Below are 15,994 nucleotides of genomic sequence, written 5' to 3'. Positions count from 1 at the left end.
TTTAAAATCTAAAGCTCGATATCCATTTCTTTTTGATTGCGATGAAGCTCTTTTATTCTCTCGATTTCAAAAGATTTTTGAGGCAGTTCCTTACCTTGATTATTATTTAAATAATCTACATTATAATTTTTGGGCGAGATGGTTTTACCCAATTGATTTTTAATCTCGACAAAATTATTAACGTATTGTTCTAATTCGAGTGATTTTTCATTGTTCAGGTGAATCGCTATTTTATGAATTTTAGGGTTTATTTCGTTTAATCCAAGCTGATGTTTTACCTGGTTTAATCCTTGGGAACAATGCACATCATTCCAATCCGTTTTTTCTCGGCCAGGCAGATTTTGAGGCATAATTATTTTTACGCTTATCCCCTCTCTCATTAAGGCTTCTTTTGCTTCTTCGGTTATTTTTGCGGTATTATTTTTTGCAGCAGAATCGTTATCTCCTGCAATAATCACTTCACTAGGGTAAAAGCTTTTAATAAGCGCACCCAAATTTTTCAAGTTCGACAAGCCAAAGGAAACCAAGACTGTAGCTTGTGGATTAGCCATGGCAATGGTTGCTCCTGTTTCAGGACCTTCTGCCAAATACAATGCCGATCGCTTTCCACCCGTTTGCAAGATTCCTGCGCTGCCTTCTATTCTCCCTTTGGATAATTTCGCATTTTCCATAAAGGTATTTTTCTTAGCATTTTTTTCATCCAAATAAATCCGTTGGACGCCGGTGATTTCCCCTTGTTTGTTTTTGGCCGCGATCAATAAAGCGGGTATTTTATTGATTTTATCGTAGAGTATTCCATTATCATCGATTGCTTTCCACAAGGCGCCTTTAGGCCAATATAAGACATTTAATTGTTCTGGATGCTCTATACCACGATGCGCTTTTAAATATTTTTCTGCTAGTGTTCCGTGAATTGGCATTCCGCCTTTGAGAATACTATTTGCCGATATTATTTTGTTCTTTTCTTCACGTAATTCGCTTAAATCGTTTAATTTCTTTTCTCTTTTCATTGGAAGAACACTTGTTAAGCCTGAAATACCAGCAATGATTGCCCCTTCCTTTAATGCGTCCTGAAATGAGATCCCTCTTTCCTGCATCAATGCTGAAAGTGGGTTACCTCCACAGCCTTCTGAAAAATCATACCAAGAGCCCGCTTTACTGCCTCTCAAGGAAACAATAAGTCCGCCTGAATAACGCATTTCCTTAGACGTTATTTTCTTCGGTTCGCCAAAAATAGCACGATACGTTTCGATATGATTTGCAATCAATGCTTCTGTGATTCGGGCTGCATTATAAAATCCTTTTGATTCGTTTAATTGATCCTTGTAAACAATTTTATTAAGCTCTGATGCTTTATGGGTATTATCTAATTCATATTGACTTAAAAGTGATTGCTCGCTTTTTGTAAATACCAGCGGTGATTTTTGTATTGCTTCAATGGCTTCTTGATACAGAGATTCATTTTTAGAAACCCGCTGCAAATCATTTTTAAATGCAGTCCATGCTTTATGCCATCGGGTTGACTCCTTATGATTCATGCCTTCTATACGGCGTTCTAATTGATGAAAGAGATTGGCTTTAGTTTGATTTAATTGATTAATCGTTTGTAATCTCGCCTTGTGCTGTCTTACTTGCTGCTCTATTTTGAGTGGGTCAAGTTTTTCCCGAGCAAGAAAATCTTGAATTTCTGATTTTTGATGAATGACATAGGCAAGACTATCTCGTTTTGCCGTTAATTGTTGCGCCTGGATAAACTTCCGCTCATTAAGTGGTAGGCCTTGCTCTTTGTCGAAAAAAATAGATTTCCAGAGGTGACTGGCTTTTTGGCTCGTTATTTTATAGTCCACGCATTTAAAAAAATGCTCCTTCTGCGTTTCATTCAATTCACTGATGAAGGTACGCCGCTCTTCAATTCGCATCAGAGTATTTAATATTTTGGTGTTGATGCCAAGCTCTTTGATAAATGGGTAGTGTCCTTTTATATCCGAGGCAATTGCTAAAGCGGTTTCTCTTTTCTGCTCAAAGTTGGACGTAGCGTGTTTAAACCTTAAAACCGTTTCTCGCCTGTCGTGGCTTAGTGCTTGTTGTTTGATTTTTTCTTTGTCTATCTTGAAAAAATGTAAAATCTTGTCAAAAGAGGCATTATTATGAACCATTGCGGCAATCTGGTTTCTTAAGGCAGAAGCCTCTCTTTGCGTTTGCTCAATAGCGTCTGGAATCTCTTTTCCTTTTTCTAACGCATAAATCGTACTGGTGAAATGAATGGCTAATTCTTTATTTAGTGACTGATACGTTTTGATGGTATTAAAAAGAATTTTTTCTTGAGAACTTAAGCCCTCTTTAAAATAAGTATCTTCATATCTTTTAGCGTGTTGATTGATTTCACGCCATAACTCATCAAGTGGTTTTTTTGTCTTTTCACTCAGACGAATTAAATGGGGATGTACAGCTTTAGATTGGTTTTTAAGAAAGGCTGCAAGCGTTTCTTTTGTTTTAAATGGTTCTTCACTGAAAAACGCAGCCACAGTGCATGCCATTTGATGCTTTTCAGCGTGAACGCTTAAATTTTTAAGCCTGGCTCGCGCCCGTTCCTCCCCTTTTTCAATGCGGTATTGGGGAACACCCAATCGATTAAGTTTTCCGATGGAAAAATGATGAAGATAAGGCCTGTACTCTTCAATATGTTCAACAATTTTAAAAGCAAGGGCATCTCTGATTTCAGCTTTACCCCAAGCTTTTTCTCTTTGTAAAACACCTCGATTCCCTTGATGAATCGATTTCCATGCTTTTTGTGTGTCGGCGCAGGCCTCAAAATACGCTTTGACAGTTAAGGCTTTTTTTCGCTCCTCAGTATCTAAGCCCTTTAACAACATCATTGTTGCAAATTTGAGTGTGTCTTGTCGTATTACGCTTTCAGAAACAACCAGCTGATGTCTAGCCATTCGTTTGAGATAATCGTCTGTAGCGATTTGCCAGGCTTTAATGCAAGCTATTGCTGTTTTTTGCTTATCTTTTGCATCGATATACTGGTGTATCAAGGCTTGTTTTTGCGTCATTACTTCTTCATTGAAACTTTTTTTATCCGCAACAGTTGCCACATCAATGGCTTTGGGATTGGCTGCAAATTGATCTATGTGTGTTTTTAGCGTTGTACTATTTACATAATTGAGAGCGGATTTTTTGGTGTCTTCATTGAACTCAAGGGCTTTTAATAATTGGTTTTTATCATCGGTAATCAAGGTCATTCGGGATATTGCGCGTGAAATCTGAACATAAAAATTTCTAAGCGTTGCTGAAAATTTATTGTAGGACTCCATAAACCCTAGGGCATAAGTTTTATCCTTGCCCTGCACTTTCATATTGGTCAGTACATAACCATGGTCAAGGTGCTGTAATTCCTTTGCTCCAAACGGAAATGTTTTTACTTGTTCGTCTTTTTCAAACTTCAACGTTACATTCTTTTCATCAATGGCAATGACAGCAGCTAAGGATGAATTCACAAGACCTGCCTGGTTGTTATTGCGAGTAATTAGCACCTTATCTTGTACGCAAAGAGCAAGAGAGGTTGCCTCATAAAATTCAATGGGGCGATTTAATCCCGCACGCGAAGGTGTGTAAATGGGTAAGTCCTTCAAATGAAGAACGACTGATTTGCCTTCGGCAGTCAGCAACGGCACGGTTTTATTTTTCCGATGTCTTTCAGTCATTACTTCCACCGTCAGGTAATCGCCTGGACGAATGCCTGATTTGGGTAGCTTTAGGTTGAACCGGAGCACATCACTCTGTTGATAGTATTGGGTATGATGATGTTGGATTTCTTCCATCGCGCGAGCCTTCAAAGTGTTAATCACATACTCTTTACCCGTCAATGTCCCCTCTTTTTTTAAACCATCACGCATTATTTGGGTAATATCACGTCGGTTCGCATGGGTCGGCGCAAAGACCAGTGTTTTTTCACGAACCTGTGGGGAAAAATTTAGCCAGTGATGGGCTATAGCCTCGATACGCTCATCATGGGATTTAAATTCCCTCACTTCATCAAGTTTTTGCAGAGAGTCGTATAAATCTCTATTAATTGCATCGCGTACTGATTCTTTTGTTCTGGCGTTTGTTTGCCGAATAATATCGGTCATTTGGATTGTAGATATCCCATATTCCTGTGCCTGACCAAAAATACGGCCACATTTGACGCTTGAGAGTTGCGAGTCATCGCCGGTTAATAAGAGTCTTGCCCCTTTTTGCTCAATTAATTTGATAAGTTCATGGCCTTGGGTGGTAGATAGCATAGAAGCTTCATCCAGAATAAACAGGGTATTTTTCAAGGAACTTTTAGGTGCTTTCAAAAGTTCTTGGTGCACTATTGGAAAAACATCTGAGTGAATACCTGCTTTCTCACGAAGCTCGTTGACAGCAGAGCTTGTAACAGCCATTCCTCTTAGTTTAAATCCTTTGTCGCTTGCTAGCGTTTTAGTTAATTGAAGCAGGGTGGTTTTTCCAGTACCCGCATAACCCTGAATTGCATTAAAGCGGTCGGTTGAGGTAAATACATGTATCAATGCATTTTTTTGGGAAACTGTTAAAGGAAATGGAGAATTTGCTTCATAGGCAATCTGAGCTTGAAGTACTGCATGGGTATTGGCCATAGGTTTTAATATGCCTTGATTAGATTCAATACGGGCAAGCGTTTCTGTTTCTAATGTTAATGCCCATGGAGTAGTGAACATGGAACATCTCGTCATGGGATCGGTGGCCTGATAAAGTAATCCGCTCTTAACGTGAGCATCAATCATGGCATCGATTGCCTTAATCGGGACAATCGTTCGTCCTGAAAGAGTATGTTTAAGCGCTGCTTCCTTTAGTTGCCTTAACTCAAATACACTGGTTTGCTGAGAAAGAGTTTCCATGGCAACAAAAACAGCCTCCTTAGCCTGCAATGAAATCAAGTCTTCCTTTCCATAAAAACGCTCAAATAGTTTTTCTTTAATTGATGTAAAAAAGCCAAAGGCTTTCGGTTCTAGGTCAGCCTTGTGTGAAGTAACAAAGGCATGCGCATCAAAGCCCAGCAACTCTGCCCGCTTTTGCCAATCTGCCCGCAACACATTGATATCATGTTCCTCTTTAGAATTTCGAGTTAATAGTGTGGCTTTACTTGCAAGTCGTGCGCCTTCCCATCCCTTTTCCTTCATCTTTTCTTCAATGTCAGCACGTCGTGTGGAAAATTCCTTTAATACCGCTTCAGGCACCCCATCAATTTCAAACATTCCTTTTCCGACATCACGAAGCCGATAACCCTGCTCTTTTAATAAATTGGCAAGTTCAGTGCGGTATAAAAGACCGGCATAAATCACATGCTGTTGCAATTGTTCAATTACTCCAAAATTTCCATTCATATCAGAGGCAAGTGAACGCGCTTTTCCATCCTCAGAAGTAAACGTGATATTCATGGTGACGCCATGCGTATGCAGTGCGGGATCGTTTGCGCGTGAGGAGGGTTGCCTAAATGCAGCCACCACTAAATTACCGGTATCTACATAATGTACTTTGCTATCAATAACCACGCGAGCTTGCGCAAATTCTTTTTCAATAAGTCCGATGGCTTTTTCAACAGCCTTGTCATGTAGGTGAGAAAGCATGCTGTCCGCGCCAAGTCCTGACAAAATGGAAACACTTTTAGGCGCTGAAAACGTCATGTCAAAGCCAGGACGGTGCTCTCCTTTTTTATTCTTTAAAACTTGACCATCAGGAAGATGCCCCTCAAGAAGAGCCAGCATTTGCTCTTTTTCAACAACTCCCGTTAATCCCAGGCGCTCGCTGCCCTTCCCCAACCATCTTAAAGCCTGAGCATCACCTGCGTAATAATTAAAAGCAGCAGTATAGTAATCGGCAGCGCCCTGCGCTGATTTAAGCGGTTGTATACTTAACATATTATCTCCTTGTTCCTAGACTTCAAATTCCACTTCAATGGGTTGTTTGTTGAGGTTTTTTGGAGATCCGCCTGGTTCGGCTTCTTGATTCGTGCTTTCTTTAACAATGTTTTGTAATACCTCATCGAAAATGAATTGACGCTCAACAAACCCTTTCAAGTGTTTAGGTCTATCTTTAAGCTCGAGCGTCAGTTGCGTGATGGGATAACTTCCTGGAAGGCGCACAAAACACTTTAGATCTTCTAGCTCCAAAATTTGTGGGTAGGAGACAATTGGACGTGTAACACGCTGGCTGCCAAGCGAGATTCCATCTCGAATACTGTTAGCTCCATAAGAATAATTTTCTCGTGATTCTTCAATTTCTTCTTCTCCCAACTCACTGGCAACCAAACGTGCCATATCAGCGCTTGGGCTTCTAAAGAAAAAACGGGTGTTCAGCAAGTCAAACAATTCCTTAGCACCGCCTGATTGACCATAAACTTTGGTGAGCTGAGAGAAACTTTGCATTCCTAATAAAAAGCAACCTCCGAATTTTCGGACTTCTGCAATGGTCTCTCCTAAAAGCGGTAATTTATGAAGGCTTGGCAATTCGTCGCAAATGAACCAAATCCGGCGATCTGGATTAGGCGTAAGACTTAATAATGTGAGGGAGGCCATGGCTAACCACATAGACATTAAAGGCTTTAATGATTTGTGTTGTTCACCATTGGATGAAATAAAAAGCCAACCACTATCCTGTTCATTTAATATGTAATCACGAATAGAAAATGGGCTTGCCCCTTCTGAATTCAGTCCTGACAAGGTAGTAAGCGATTTTAAATAAGTGGTAATGACTGAGCGAATGGAAATAGCCGTTTTTTCAATTTTACCGCTTACCAGAGTTGCTGCAGGCGTCCCTTTAAGATAATCCTCCAAATGAGAAAATTCACCGGTCAATAGCAATTTGAGCAGTTTCTCAACGGATCGATCTTTGTCTTTTCTCATTTTAGCAGCAACCGAGGAAAATACGGTTCTCGCGGCATTCACCCAGAAGGGATCAGAATCGCCATGCATCGGAATAAGGCTTTCTGCCATGTTTTCAAAATCGGAATCTCGAGGTGCTTCAAGCCACATATCCCAATTAGGACACCTCACATCAAATGGATTTAGAATAACATCCTGATTTGAATCAAAATAATGCGGAATAAAGGCACATCCCTTATCATAGACAATAACTCTATCTCCCCTCTTGCGTAAGGCATCCATAATTTTCATAATGAGCTGACTTTTTCCAGTCCCTACAGTTCCATGCACCAAAAGATGTTGAACCTCGCTGTTAGCTTTGAGCGGGAATCCATCAATTGTGATATCAGAGTTTTCTTTTTTCTCCAGGATTTGTTGGATTACATTTTCCTTTGTACCAATACGGCTGCCACGAATAAACTGATTAGCACGCTGCGCTTTTCCCCTGCGAATAAAATAAAAGGCAAGACAAAGTCCCAAAACAAATGAAAGTACGAATGCCGCCAATGAAGATTTTCCTAATAGATCCACCATATGAGTGGCATTCTCTTTGTAATAGGGATAATGCAAAATCACATCTACATTTTGTTGATAGTTTTTTCCATGAAAGTGAAGCGTAAAGGTATGCTTTTGTCCTACGAGATTTAAGAAACTTGCATAGTAATAGGCAATGGCTTGGTAGAATTTCTCAGGAGATGTAACCAACCAGGTGATTAAGCCGGTTAATACGACCCAAAGAAAAAGACAAACCCATACCAGTGTTTTAGTAATTTGATCCCACATCCGAAGATTGTGAAAACTGATTTGCCCGCCACGGGTATAGTGTTTGAAATTCGGCTCTTCACGCACGATATTTACTCCTTATCATATTTTTTAGGCAAAGCAGTAGCTACCATTGCCTGAAAAACGGTTTAAAATTATTCTTTTTGTGTTTTATTTTTTATTTCTGAGTTTCTTCTCTTGGGACACTTTTTCCTTTAGAAAAAAATTCATTGAATAGAGTAAATAGGCTGCTAAAACCAATACGGCTTAACTCCATGTTAACCACAATATGAGTCGCTCCTAAGCTCAAGAAGAAAGACAGTACCAACATAAAAAAGATCTGCTGTCCAGAAGCATAACTGCCAAACAAGATACAAAAGGAAGTAAACACTCCAAAAAACACCATTGAAATATGGCTACATTTTTTTCTTATTAATGCACCAGTTTTTAATTTTTTCTCCAGATGAAACTTAAATTGAACAAAAAAACTGATGGGAGTTAGCAATATAAGCATCGCAACCGCGCTTAGGAAAAATGAGACGACACTTGAGGTAGTAAGCAATTCAGACCAAGTAGTAGGATCCGCCTCATCTGATCCCATTACATAGCATAATGTTAACAACAGGATAATAAACATCTTCCAAAATCCACTAAAAACCCCTTTTAAAAGACCTCCATAATAGGATTGCGCAGGGATAATCTCTGGGTTTAATGTCTTAATTGTCCTCATATCCTCTTCTATAGCTTGTTTTAATTGTTGTGGATCCATTTCACTCTCCTTTTTGATGTAGCTTGAATCTTTTTTCTTTAGGTAAATGTACAATCTCTGGCACTACTACATTTTTTTGAGCATTCACCATACCTTCTTGCAACTTTAAATCCTTTTCTTTCATTAGATCATGCTGATCTGACTTAATCAATTGCTCTCCTTGTTTCAAGTTTTGAGGTAAAGCCCCCTTTTGTTGATGTACCTCTTGCTGAAAGGATCCAAGCTCTTTTTCATTAATGCCAACATTCATTGATTGTGCTTGAGAAAGAAACTCTTCACTGTTTTTTTGATAATGGGATCCTAATTGGTTTTCTTTGGCAATAAAGTCGCTTTTTTCTTTTTGATAAAACGACTCTATCTGCGATTTATGTTCTGTATTACCGAATTGGGTAATTAACTCGTCTCGTTTGGATGCAATAAAGTCCTGACCTAACGCTTGAAGCTTATTAAGTGATCGCATATCTCCTGGGTGGCTATACAATGCATCACGCTCTGACTCATTAAGCTTAGCAGCTACATAAGCTGGAAATGCTTGATTTAAATCAGTGTTGATTTGAGAGGAATGAGACTCCACGAAGCTTTTCGCATTCTGGATGCGTGTGGCTTTGGCAAATGAAGCATCCACATTTCGGCTGGCTGTTTCTGCCTCTCTCAGATCAGCACCCAATTGATTAGACAACGAAGCTGCTTGTGAATGACTGTCATCAAAATGATGATTTTGAGAAAACTGTTTCACATAGCTCATCGCATCATTAAAGTCACGCGATTCACGAGCTGAGAGAGCGCCATCCATACCAGTATGATATTTATCACTACTGGAAGAGTTACGATCAAATTTAAGATGCGCATCAGCGCCTGCATGAAAACCAGTCCCAAGTTGCGCAAGCTTGCCCCATATACTGCCCTGGCTTTTAACCCCAACTTGCGCACCCCAACCGCCGCTTGTCAAATGAGTTAGTGCATCTTCTTTACTAACTCCTGTGCGTCGCGCCACATCCTCTGCAATATGGCTAATAGTTGATAAGGCTTTGGAATATTGACCTGTCTCACTTTCCGATATGCCATCGCCTAAACGCATGTCGTGCCCTGCCAGTTGTGATAATTGCAGTGCTCGATGAGCAAAATTAGATAATGAACTCTGATAATGTGCCGATTCGTTTCGCGCAGCCTGTGTCGATTGTTCATACGCCTGGTTCAGTGATGCACTTAATCCTTCCTGTGCATTGATAGATACAGCACTCCTCGTCATGCCTGGACTGACATCAAACACCCTATCACCACTACCTGTGATGGTTTTTAAAACCCCACTTCCCAATTGTTCTGTGTGCAAACCATGCATATGTGTCCAGTTGGAATCATGTTTGTTTGCCGAAAAATTATTGGCTGTGGTGTTATAGAAGCTGGTTTGACCAAGGCCAAATGAAGCGCTGGCCGCCTCCCCTGCCACCGACATACTGGAGCCTTGCATATGACTCATCATACTGGTTGCGAGATTACTGAATGCGCCACCTAAATTAGAAACTAAGCCATGCGACAGAAAAGGAATAAGCATCATTAAATAGCCGCATGCCCCGGAAATATCTGCATGCAATTCATCAATTTTATCAAGATTGACCATCGTAAATTGGCCGTATTCAGCCGATGATGAAGCCCCATAAATAGTCATGCCTGCATTGAGAATTGCAAAAAGCACCGGCCAAAATTGCAGCGACATGAAAAACTGCATATAGCCATAAAGAATTCGTATCCCACCAGGTAACGTGGTTAGCGCAATAATCAAGGGAAACACACCAAACAATAAAAGAGTCAGGCAGGTATGAGTAATCGGTAAAATCCACAAGGCTTTTTGGCCTAGCACTTCCCAGCTCCAGCGGTGTTGTACTTGTGATTTGGTAAATTGCTGATTTACGATACCTGCGGTTGCATCGGTAAACGCCTGGTAATGCGCCACACCATCACCCATGGCATTAATCATCATGCTTTGCAAAAAAATATTACTGGATGAGTCCGTTAATCCCTGGTAATAATCAAAGGCTGATTTAAGATGGGTACTAAATAACGCTTCATAAGTGGTATTCTTAGGCTTTCCAAACAAATTCACGCCAAAAAACGTATAGGCCTTTTTAATTTCAATATCCAGTTTTTTGCGCAAACTGTATTGTCCATCAGGTTTTGAGGCCTCTTGGCAGGTCACTAATTTGCCATTCACCGAAATCATGCGCAATGGTGAAGCACGCGCTGTGATGAGATTCCATATATCCGTAGAATGGGCTAAATCACCGACACTGTACTTTCTATTTAATCGAATGTCTCCTACAACACAAACGCGGAAGTACTCATTCATTTCTTCCTTAAGCACCGGATCTTTAATACGAAATGAAGTTGACGCTGAAACCAGACGCGAACCAAAAAGAGCTCCCGTCTTGGTATATTGCAAATCATCGGGCATGGTAAGTAATGCATCGTAGGATTGAGCCAAACCATAGCCAATGGTTGTGACTAAACTGGCGCTTAACGCAAATACCACAGGTACATTATCTATAAGTTTCGGCGTTTGCGAAGAAATGTCGTCAATCAGCACGGAAGTTTTAGGTAATAACACCAAATTCACAAACAGTACATAACCCAAAAACCATCGAGCAAAAGCCATCGGATCACGAGTTTTGAGAAAGCCGATGGTGGCCATGACGATTCCAATTAATGCTGTGATTCGTAAAAGCCCAAGAAAACTATCCTGTTTCATAAAAACACTAATGGCATTCAGCACGTGTTGGAATAATTCACCACCAGCTAAAACATGAATCGTTATCATCAATTACTCTCCTTAACCCGCTGTGCTGTTCATTTGAGAGGCCACCTGCTTTTCAATTTGCGCCATACGCTCAATCAGGGTGAGCTTTTCTTGCAGCTTGCGGCCTACCTTGGGATCAATAGAAGCTACGCGCGTTGTTGCCTCATTAATTCGTTTTTGAATTTCTTTGACCAAATCGGTATTTAACTCAGAACCTGCTGTTGCTACACTGACTTCAGTCAGTAATTCTGTTAAATAATTGGTTAACAAGTCCTGAGCTATCAACATCGAATACTCTTCAATATCTACCGCGCTACTGCCGTAGTGCATGCTGTTTAATACCGACAAAAACTTCATGACAGGCAAAGAAGTCATGCTTAAAAAATTAAGCTCACGATTGCCTGGTTTTTCGTCATTAATTAATTTGGTATTGATGGTGCGAATGATCTCCCGTACTTTGTAGGTCAGCGTAGACGCTTCTGAGATGGTGATATCTCGCAAATTCACCTGCATGCATTGGCTATTGCTGCCCGCATCCTTACAACGCCATATTTTTGCAGTTCTAACGCCACTTCCAGTGCCAATTAGCGCATTCACTAAATCAGCATTTCCCGCAAGCGAGGGTACGTTAGTCACTTTACCTTCTTTATCAATAATCAGTGTTCCAGTTAAACTCATCACCATTTCAGCCAACTCCCTGTCACTATTTAAGAATGATTTGGCTTGCAACAGTGACCATACAAGATTTTTATTTAAAACCACCTGCTTTTTACGCTCAGGGTCTTGAGATGCTTTGTTCATCACATTATCAAAGCCATTGCCAGAGCAAGCCATACGTGCTTTTACGTAATCACTGAATAATCCCTCTTTACCCATGGCCGCCTGGTCTTTACAGATTTTTTGTTGGCTTTCTGCGGTTTTAGGCCAGATGCCGCCCACCATGTTTTGCGAGAGCTGACAGGAGTTAATGCTGGCCTGATTGGCCATCTGTTCCAATTGCTGCAAATAATCCCTTACCTGTTTTAGTTCAGGCACCGTAGAGGCGAGCATCACATCCACCGCATAGGCACCGGCATTGGTCATCACCGATCTCCCTAAATCGACTAATTTTTGTTCACTTAAAAAACTCATACTTCCAGTAAATAAATCAATGCCTCCGCATCCGGCACGGTAACTCGGCAAATCCAATTGCACCAGCTGGTATTGGCGTACTTGATTACGCGAATAGAGTGAACCGCCACCAAAAAATCCCGCGGCCTGAGATTCAAAAGCAGCGGGAGATGTCACATTAGACGCATAGCCCACCCCATTAAAAAAACTATCGAGATCTTGACTTACATTAGCCTGCGCAGCAGAGAAAACAACCAATAAACAAAGAGTAAGAACGACTTTTTTCATTACCGTCTCCCCTTGATTTCATACGCTTTGATTTTTGGAATGAGCACATCCATGCGGTCGTTCAGTTCAGCGTCCGTCATGGAACCAAATCCCACTGGATATAAAGCCTTTGTTTTAGGGTTAACCACAAAAAGTGCCGGATAATTAATGGCATTACCGCCAAATGCAGCATTAATCCATTCAGTGGTTGCCGGTAAAAATTTAGGAAATTCAGGCAACGGTTGATTATCCAACGACAAAGGCAAGACTTCTGCTTTGTTACGATTTGCCCACCCTTTTAATATCGGTGCAAAACCCTTGCAGTGTGGGCATTGGCTGCCATAAAACAAAATTAATCCATGAGTGCTAAAAAATCCCTTACCTTGTTGATTGAGTGGCTCTTCACGTTGATGTGCTACTTCCCCTTCCTGTTCGGCAATCAGATTAGTTAGCCATTGCGATCCTTCAGCCGCGGCGTTTAAAAAAATAAAGGCTAACACCACACTCAAAAATACCCGTGCACTCATCATTCATCTCCTTTAAATTGGGTTGCCACTTGTTTTATGCGCTCCATCAATACATCCTGAGTGGTTAGACCATAAGCGATAGGGGAAACACGTTGATTTTCAGGATTCACCAAGAGTAATGCCGGAAAATAACGAACACCAAGTCGGTTAGCTTGCCCTTGATCCATTCGAGAATTCATGAGCGTTGGAGAGACTACCCCGTCGACACTAACCGGCATTAAGGGCAAATTAAATCGCTGACAAAAATCAGTAATAATAGGGATTTGTTTCAAGTCATAAGGGCTTTTTCCACGATAGAAAAACAACAAACCATGAGATTTGGATAAGCGGTTTATAACCTCTACTGTTTGGGATTCTCTCATCTCATCAGTGATTTTTGCGCCAAGATTAGATGTGGGATGAGTAACCGCGTAATCATATTCAGGATGGGCTAACATGGTTTGTTGAAACAACGATTTAAACCGTGAGGATTCTTTAAGCCAGTAATCTTGCAGACTTAAAAATACGCGCATGTCCTCCACTTTTTTGGTGTACCGTGCTTTATGAAGTGCCTCCATGGTGTAGAAGCGCAAAACGGCATCGCGCTCGGTATAGCTTAGGCTCTTAAAGGCAATACCTGAAGGCACTTTCTTTTCGACTCTTTTGTTTTCTTTTGTGTACCAGAGAAATCCCACGGGCTTATCGGCAAAAGCTATGCCATTAAGAAGCAAAAGTACCATCAGAATAACTCTAGTCATGAGCACGCCCCTGTTGTTTTAAGCGTTCAACGTGGGATTGATTGGCATTGTTAATAGAACCGTTGTTAGGTAAAGCCATGCGCGCCATCAGTTCTTGTTGGATGGGAGATAAATCCAAGGCGGCAAAATTGATGCGCTCCAACTCTTCGGGTGTCAATCCTCGACAGTTAGGATATTCCGCTGTTCCATAGGGGATACCCAATTGCCCACCGCGCCCCTGAATTTGAACTATTGACGCTAATTTGGTTGGAAATATGCAATAAGTGTAATGCCGCGCACCTAATTTATGGTTTTTATAAGAGCCTAAATACACCACACGGTTTTCCTGCTTGGCGCGTTGAAGCACTTGCAAGTCTTGTGGGCAATGCTTTACCCAATCACCCCATCCTGAATCCGTGCAGCAATCACGAAAACCCAAAGGGTATTTTTTACATTCTTTGGCACTTCCCGTAAAAATGGCAGGCGATCCACTCCGCACTTGGTTTGCAGTCACGTCTCCTGCAACACCAGCTAGTGCGCCAAGGCGTGATAATCCTTCTGCCATGTCATCACTGGTTTCATTCTTCGATGTATCGCATTGCCCATCAGCACATGAGACTTTCCCTGGGCAAACTGTTTTTTCTGGCATACAAAATTGCTGCATGCAAGTAAATGTTTGAGAATAGCGCTCACAACGATTGGCTTTGGCCTCTATGCAAGTAGAAGCTGTTTGAGAGCAACCTTGATTGATTAAGGGAGTACATGCACTTTCGTTAACAGCGGCACACTGGTAATTATATCCCCTACCCCAGCACGATCTTTTAATAGAAATGCCACCAATCACTTTCGCCTGATTAGGTTCTAAACAAGATTGACTCGAATCCATTATGCAAAGACTCTTTGCATGTTCTGTTTTAATGCGTTCGCAATCACGAGTACTCCATTGGTCTTCGCTCACATATTCAGTGACACTCACAAGGAGAGGTGTTGAATATCCGCCCCATCCTGAAAATTGCACCGTAACAGTCGGATCGGTACAGGTTGGCTGTTTGGTGACTAACATTGCTTGGTTATAGCGAGAAACACTCACTGCAAGATGCTCACAATTGGGTGCTATAAGCACCGTATTTGCTGTTGTACATCGCCAATCACGTGCTGCACAGGTTTGCAAATCAAAGGTGGCGGTCGATTGAAATCGATTGGGCGTGACTACTCTGGAAAAACTTTGCGTGATGGGTTTAACCAATACATTTAATGTGTCTTTGCAGGAACTGTTTGTGTACTGTACGGACTCGTCACATGTTTTAATGACCGATTCATTTTTGCAAACACCTGCTTGCTTATAGCATGCGCCGTCTAAAACACCATCTGGATTCTCAAGCAGTTCTTCTGCGTATTGCATTTCGGGACTCACGGGATTTGATTGAACCTTGGCGCGGCTGCCAGCTTGGTTATATACGTCATTGGCTACTCCATTATTTTTTAGCGCATTCAACCCTTGAGCACTCAACGCATTACTCCCTTCTTGCGGTTGAAGTGCGGATTCTTGAGGATTTGTCGTATATCCTTTTAATACGGTCGCTGGATTAAATCCCTTTAATGTCCTTAAGGCTTCATCACGCGCATGCAGTGCGTCATTCTGGTTAAGTGCTGCGGCACAACCTATGAACATGAGGCCAAATAAAAACAGTGTGAATTTACTCATAACGAATCCTCGTGCTTCTTCTGGATGTAGAATCGACATCACCACGCCCAGCCATTCGGGCTAATCCTTCTTGAATGATCAGGTGACCATAAATCACATCAAAGGCTTTACCATCATCAACAACTAATGCGGGGACTTGATGGATTCCAAAACGCTCAAACAAAGTAGGATCAATGTTTAAATTTAAATTAGGAATACGCTTGCTTAATGCCATCACCTTTAGTGCCGTTTCACTCATCGAATCACGATAAAGGCCATTTATATACGCTGGAATGTTTAATTGGGCGCTTTCTTTTAATGTTTCTTGCAAAAGAGTCTCTGGCATGGAAAAACTAACAAACACAGATACTTGTACTGCAAAGGATGAGGTCATTAGGCAGCAACCAAGCAACAAATAAATTCCTTTTTTTAACATGGTGAA

Annotated in this window: 9 protein-coding genes; all 9 read right to left on the bottom strand. The window is 41.2% G+C overall.

What is annotated here, in order from left to right; genetic code table 11:
• Window positions 1–8: 8 nt before the first annotated feature.
• Window positions 9–5,924, bottom strand: coding sequence for a MobF family relaxase (gene mobF / locus LOA_RS13970; RefSeq protein WP_025386780.1), 5,916 nt, complete (start codon window positions 5,922–5,924; stop codon window positions 9–11).
• A gap of 15 nt (window positions 5,925–5,939) precedes the next feature.
• Window positions 5,940–7,775 carry a type IV conjugative transfer system coupling protein TraD gene (gene traD, locus LOA_RS13360; protein ID WP_025386779.1) on the bottom strand — a complete coding sequence of 612 codons (1,836 nt, stop codon included), beginning with the start codon at window positions 7,773–7,775 and terminating at the stop codon, window positions 5,940–5,942.
• Between the two features lie 91 nt (window positions 7,776–7,866).
• Complete coding sequence (locus LOA_RS13355) at window positions 7,867–8,457, bottom strand: hypothetical protein (protein WP_025386778.1); 591 nt, start codon at window positions 8,455–8,457, stop codon at window positions 7,867–7,869.
• 1 nt (window position 8,458) lies between these two features.
• Window positions 8,459–11,269, bottom strand: coding sequence for a conjugal transfer mating-pair stabilization protein TraG (traG, locus tag LOA_RS13350; protein ID WP_025386777.1), 2,811 nt, complete (start codon window positions 11,267–11,269; stop codon window positions 8,459–8,461).
• Window positions 11,270–11,281: 12 nt separating this feature from the next.
• Window positions 11,282–12,646 (bottom strand): conjugal transfer protein TraH, encoded by a 1,365-nt coding sequence (locus LOA_RS13345; protein ID WP_025386776.1) that lies wholly within the window; start codon window positions 12,644–12,646, stop codon window positions 11,282–11,284.
• A complete protein-coding gene (trbB, locus tag LOA_RS13340; RefSeq protein ID WP_238551396.1) occupies window positions 12,646–13,155 on the bottom strand; it encodes a type-F conjugative transfer system pilin assembly thiol-disulfide isomerase TrbB in 510 nt (169 codons plus the stop codon). The genes LOA_RS13345 and trbB overlap by 1 nt, the downstream gene beginning before the upstream one ends.
• On the bottom strand, window positions 13,152–13,889 hold the full coding sequence (gene traF, locus LOA_RS13335; protein WP_025386774.1) for a type-F conjugative transfer system pilin assembly protein TraF: 738 nt from the start codon (window positions 13,887–13,889) through the stop codon (window positions 13,152–13,154). The genes trbB and traF overlap by 4 nt, the downstream gene beginning before the upstream one ends.
• Window positions 13,882–15,573 (bottom strand): type-F conjugative transfer system mating-pair stabilization protein TraN, encoded by a 1,692-nt coding sequence (traN, locus tag LOA_RS13330; RefSeq protein ID WP_025386773.1) that lies wholly within the window; start codon window positions 15,571–15,573, stop codon window positions 13,882–13,884. Before traN ends, traF begins: the two co-directional genes overlap by 8 nt.
• Window positions 15,566–15,988, bottom strand: a complete 423-nt coding sequence (gene trbC, locus LOA_RS13325; protein WP_025386772.1) for a type-F conjugative transfer system pilin assembly protein TrbC — start codon at window positions 15,986–15,988, stop codon at window positions 15,566–15,568. The genes traN and trbC overlap by 8 nt, the downstream gene beginning before the upstream one ends.
• Window positions 15,989–15,994 lie beyond the last annotated feature (6 nt).

The organism is Legionella oakridgensis ATCC 33761 = DSM 21215, assembly GCF_000512355.1.
In the GTDB taxonomy this organism is placed as follows: domain Bacteria; phylum Pseudomonadota; class Gammaproteobacteria; order Legionellales; family Legionellaceae; genus Legionella_A; species Legionella_A oakridgensis.
This window is presented reverse-complemented; position numbering and strand designations above follow the sequence as displayed.

What these genes read in the sequence shown, in the direction of transcription:
- mobF (WP_025386780.1), bottom strand. Translation starts at nt 5,924, where the DNA reads ATGTTAAGTATACAACCGCTTAAATCAGCGCAGGGCGCTGCCGATTAC.
- LOA_RS13355 (WP_025386778.1), bottom strand. Translation starts at nt 8,457, where the DNA reads ATGGATCCACAACAATTAAAACAAGCTATAGAAGAGGATATGAGGACA.
- traG (WP_025386777.1), bottom strand. Translation starts at nt 11,269, where the DNA reads ATGATAACGATTCATGTTTTAGCTGGTGGTGAATTATTCCAACACGTG.
- LOA_RS13345 (WP_025386776.1), bottom strand. Translation starts at nt 12,646, where the DNA reads ATGAAAAAAGTCGTTCTTACTCTTTGTTTATTGGTTGTTTTCTCTGCT.
- trbB (WP_238551396.1), bottom strand. Translation starts at nt 13,155, where the DNA reads ATGATGAGTGCACGGGTATTTTTGAGTGTGGTGTTAGCCTTTATTTTT.
- traF (WP_025386774.1), bottom strand. Translation starts at nt 13,889, where the DNA reads ATGACTAGAGTTATTCTGATGGTACTTTTGCTTCTTAATGGCATAGCT.
- traN (WP_025386773.1), bottom strand. Translation starts at nt 15,573, where the DNA reads ATGAGTAAATTCACACTGTTTTTATTTGGCCTCATGTTCATAGGTTGT.
- trbC (WP_025386772.1), bottom strand. Translation starts at nt 15,988, where the DNA reads ATGTTAAAAAAAGGAATTTATTTGTTGCTTGGTTGCTGCCTAATGACC.